Origin of the sequence: Mesorhizobium sp. M7A.F.Ca.ET.027.03.2.1 (assembly GCF_003999175.1) — a bacterium.
Lineage (GTDB): Bacteria > Pseudomonadota > Alphaproteobacteria > Rhizobiales > Rhizobiaceae > Mesorhizobium.
Window position 1 is genome coordinate 1 of record NZ_RZOM01000569.1, and the last position, 3,944, is coordinate 3,944.

At 63.0% G+C, this 3,944-nt stretch carries 4 protein-coding genes; 2 read left to right on the forward strand and 2 right to left on the reverse strand.

Features of this window, described 5'->3' with window-relative positions:
• Nucleotides 1-125 precede the first annotated feature (125 nt).
• Nucleotides 126-743 carry a pyridoxamine 5'-phosphate oxidase gene (gene pdxH / locus EN750_RS22360; RefSeq protein WP_127270335.1) on the forward strand — a complete coding sequence of 206 codons (618 nt, stop codon included), beginning with the start codon at nucleotides 126-128 and terminating at the stop codon, nucleotides 741-743.
• Nucleotides 744-785: 42 nt separating this feature from the next.
• Here the strand turns inward: pdxH and EN750_RS22365 are convergent, their stop codons facing one another.
• Together EN750_RS22365 and EN750_RS22370 are read right to left on the reverse strand one after the other, a co-directional pair.
• A complete protein-coding gene (locus tag EN750_RS22365) occupies nucleotides 786-1,538 on the reverse strand; it encodes a crotonase/enoyl-CoA hydratase family protein (RefSeq protein WP_127397666.1) in 753 nt (250 codons plus the stop codon).
• Between the two features lie 20 nt (nucleotides 1,539-1,558).
• Nucleotides 1,559-3,328, reverse strand: coding sequence for an acyl-CoA dehydrogenase (locus EN750_RS22370; protein WP_127397667.1), 1,770 nt, complete (start codon nucleotides 3,326-3,328; stop codon nucleotides 1,559-1,561).
• Nucleotides 3,329-3,543: 215 nt separating this feature from the next.
• Here EN750_RS22370 and EN750_RS22380 point away from each other — a divergent pair, with 215 nt between their 5' ends.
• On the forward strand, nucleotides 3,544-3,762 hold the full coding sequence (locus EN750_RS22380; protein WP_013532811.1) for a hypothetical protein: 219 nt from the start codon (nucleotides 3,544-3,546) through the stop codon (nucleotides 3,760-3,762).
• The last annotated feature ends 182 nt before the right edge of the window (nucleotides 3,763-3,944 follow it).

Here is a 3,944-nt window from a genome sequence, read left to right on the forward strand (position 1 = left end):
CGATAACGCTCCATTGCCTGCTGTCAAAAGCTTGCGCGATACGCGACAATCGGCAACCTCCCCCTTGCTTCGTTAAGAATCTTGGCTTTGTAAGATCTTGGCTTCGTGACAATTTGAGAAAAACTATGAGTGACACTGAGTTAACAAGCGGTGACTTTACCGAGGCTGCCGAGCCGTTTCGCCTCTTTGCCGCATGGCTGGACGACGCAACGAAAAGCGAGCCGAACGACCCCAACGGCGTGGCTCTGGCGACCGTCGATGCCGACGGCATGCCGGATGTGCGTATGGTGTTGCTCAAGGGGTTCGATGAAAGCGGGTTTGTCTTCTACACGAATTTCGAGAGCGCCAAGGGCCAGGAGATTCTTGGCAGCATGAAGGCGGCGATGTGTTTCCATTGGAAGTCGCTGCGCCGCCAGGTGCGCATTCGCGGACCGGTGGAGATCGTCAGCGACGCCGAAGCCGACGCCTACTATGCGACACGGCCGCGCGGCAGCCGCATCGGCGCCTGGGCCTCGAAACAATCGCGGCCGCTGGAAAGCCGCTTTGCGCTGGAGAAAGCGGTGGCGGAATACACGGCACGCTATCCGATCGGCGAAATCCCGCGGCCAAAGCACTGGTCCGGCTTCCGCATCGTGCCCAGCACCATCGAGTTCTGGCACGACAGGCCGTTCCGGCTGCACGACCGGCTCGTTTTTACGCGCAGTGCGAAGGACGGCTGGGACAAGACCAGGCTTTATCCCTGAAGCGCCAATCTCCCCCCTCGTGGGGGAGTCGGCTGCTTCCACTTACGATTTCTTTCTCGTCATGAACGCGGTGAGCGCGGCGCGCGCCTCATCGGACTTCAGCCGCTCGCGAAAATGCTCGCTTTCCTCGCCGATGCGGGCGACGAGATCGTCGCGCGAACCACGCATCAGGTTGCGCGCGATCTTCAACGCCTGTGGCGGCTTGGCCGCGATCTGGCCGGCTGCCGCCAATACCGAAGCCTCCAGCGCTGCTTCCTCGACCACCTCGTAGATCAGGCCGGCGGCCTTGGCGCGCTCGGCCGAAAAACCCTCGCCAAGACCGAGCAGCGCGAAAGCGGCTTGCTGGCCCAGAATGCGCGGTGCCAGCAGGCTCGATCCCGCTTCAGGCACAAGGCCCAGGTCGACGAAAGGCGTCCTGAACACGGTGCGTGGCGTGGCGAAAGTCAGGTCGCAATGCAGGTTGAGCGTCGTGCCGATGCCGACCGCGATGCCGTCGACGCCGGAGACCATGGGTTTTTCGACCTTGGCCAGCGCCATCAGGAAATCCCAGACTTCGGTGCCGCCGTCGCCGCCGGTGGCGACGACCATGAAGTCGGCAAGGTCGTTGCCGGAGGAGAAGGCGCCGGGCACGCCGAGAAAGACATGGACGCGGATGGCCGGGTCGGCGTCGCCCTCGGCCAGGGTTTTTGACATTTTCGCATACATGGCGCGCGTCAGCGCGTTCTTCTTGTCCGGCCGATTCATGCGGATGATCTGGATGGCGCCCTGGCGCTCGACGAGGATATGGTCTGTCACGGTGTTTTCCTTGTGAAACGTCAGGCAGAGACGAGCGTCTTGCCGGCAGCGGCGAGGCTTTCGGCGCCATCGATGACGCGCGCCCTCAAGGCGCTGACCTCGCCGAGCAGGTTTTCGGCAAAGAAACGGCAAAGCGCTATGCGGTTGTGATCGGCAAGAGCACCGCGCGCCAGATAGGCGCCGCCGGCGGCAAGCGAGATCAGCCTGAGATAGGGCGTGGCGCCTGCCAGCGCCTCTTCCGATCGGCCATCGGCCGTCAGTTTTTGCAGGAAGCGGGTCGCTTCGCTGAGATCGCCAAGTGCCGCGTCGAGAGCGTCGGCGGTGCGGCCGAAACCCTGCATGTTCGAGGTCCGCACCGCTGCGGCCATATCAGCCAGTTCGGCGATGTAACCATGCACATGGTCGCCACCGCCGAGCGGCAGCTTGCGCATCACCAGATCGATCGCCTGGATACCGTTGGTGCCCTCGTAAATCGGGGCGATGCGCGCATCGCGATAGAAGGCGGCCGCTCCCGTCTCCTCGATGAAGCCCATGCCGCCATGAACCTGGAGGCCGAGCGAGGCAACCTCGACGCCGATATCGGTCGAGAACGCCTTGGCCAGCGGCGTCAGCAGATTGGCGCGATCGCGCCAGTATGCCGCCTCGTCACCGGCGGAGACACGGGCCATGTCGATGGCGTGGGCACAGGAATAGCTGATGGCGCGTGCGGTCTGGGTCAGCGCCTTCATGGTCAACAGGTTACGCTGGACATCGGGGTGATGGACGATAGGCGCCATACCCGTGCCAGTGTAGCTCGCGGCCTTGCCCTGCCGGCGCTCATTGGCATAGGCGATCGCCTTCTGCGTTGCGGCTTCCGCGACCGCCACCCCCTGCATGCCGACACAAAGCCGCGCATTGTTCATCATGGTGAACATGCAGGCGAGCCCCTTGTTCTCCTCGCCGATCAGCCAGCCGACGGCGCCGGGTTCGGCCCCTTCGAAGCCGTCGCCATAGATCATGGTGCAGGTCGGCGAGGCATGGATTCCGAGTTTATGCTCAAGTCCGGAACAGAAGACGTCGTTGCGGGCACCGAGCGCGCCATCGTCGCCAACCAGGAATTTCGGCACCAGGAACAACGATATGCCGCGCGTGCCGGCCGGTGCATCGGGCAGCCTTGCCAGCACGAGATGGATGATGTTGTCGGTGAAATCGTGCTCGCCATAGGTGATGAAGATTTTTTGGCCGAAGATGCGATAGCTGCCGTCACCCGCCGGCTCGGCGCGGGCGCGCAAGGCGGCGAGATCCGAGCCGGCTTGCGGCTCGGTCAGGTTCATCGTGCCCATCCACTCGCCGGAGACGAGCTTTTCGAGATATTTGGCCTTGAGGTCTTCGGAGGCGTGTTTGTCGAGCGCCTCGACCGCGCCCATGGTCAGCGTCGGGCCGATGCCGAAGGCCATGGCGGCGGAGTTCCACATTTCGAGCGCGGCGACGCCGAGCATGGTCGGCAGCGCCTCGCCGCCATATTCCTCAGGCCCCGAGAGCGCATTCCAGCCGCCATCGATCCAGCGGCGATAGAGTTCCTTCCAGCCGGGCGGTGTGGTGACGGCAGCGTCTTTCAGCACGGCACCTTGCCGATCGCCGATCTTGTAGAGCGGTGCGACTTCTTCGGTGGCGAAGCGGCCGGCCTCCCCAAGAACGGCATCGACCAGATCCTCGCCGAGATCGCCGAAGGTGCCGGCATCGAGCGCCGACTTCATGCCGGCCACGTGCTTGAGCGTGAAGGCGATATCCTCGACCGGTGCCCTATACATGCCGCCCACTCCTCCTGATGCCTCGGCCTGCCCAACCCTAGAACCGGTGCCGCTGCAAAACCACCCGCCGTATCAGCGGTCTCCCATCTTCTTTTTACGTAAACGTCAAATTTTGTCACGCGGATTTTGCAATCGCGGCGGCGCGTATTAAGTTCAACCCATGCCGGATCAAGTCGACCGGCGATGCAATCAGAACCAGCCAACCGGAACCGCCCATGCTTGCCAGACCCGACGCCTACCGCTGCATCGAATGCGGCCTGCCCTATCGAGCGGAGGGGTTCTGCTACCATGGGGGCAGACTGGACCATGGTGCCGCCTACTGGTCGGATCGCGGCATTTTGTGCTCGCCGCAATGCTCGCTCGCCCACCACCGCAAACGCGCCGCCGAAGGCACGCTGCGGCAAGAGCCGGCGCCTGACCCGTTTGAATTCTAGCGGCTGATGCGTCGCCAGCTCTTCTGGGAGCCAGCCCCCGAAAGCACTTCCTTAACCATAGGCGTTCAGGATTTGTTTTTGATCAACGGGGATTCCCTGTTTTGAAAAGGACGGCGCACCTCCTTCGCCGCTTGAAGAGTGTCGTACCGACACCCTTCAAGCCTCTGTTTCCTGCGCATGTC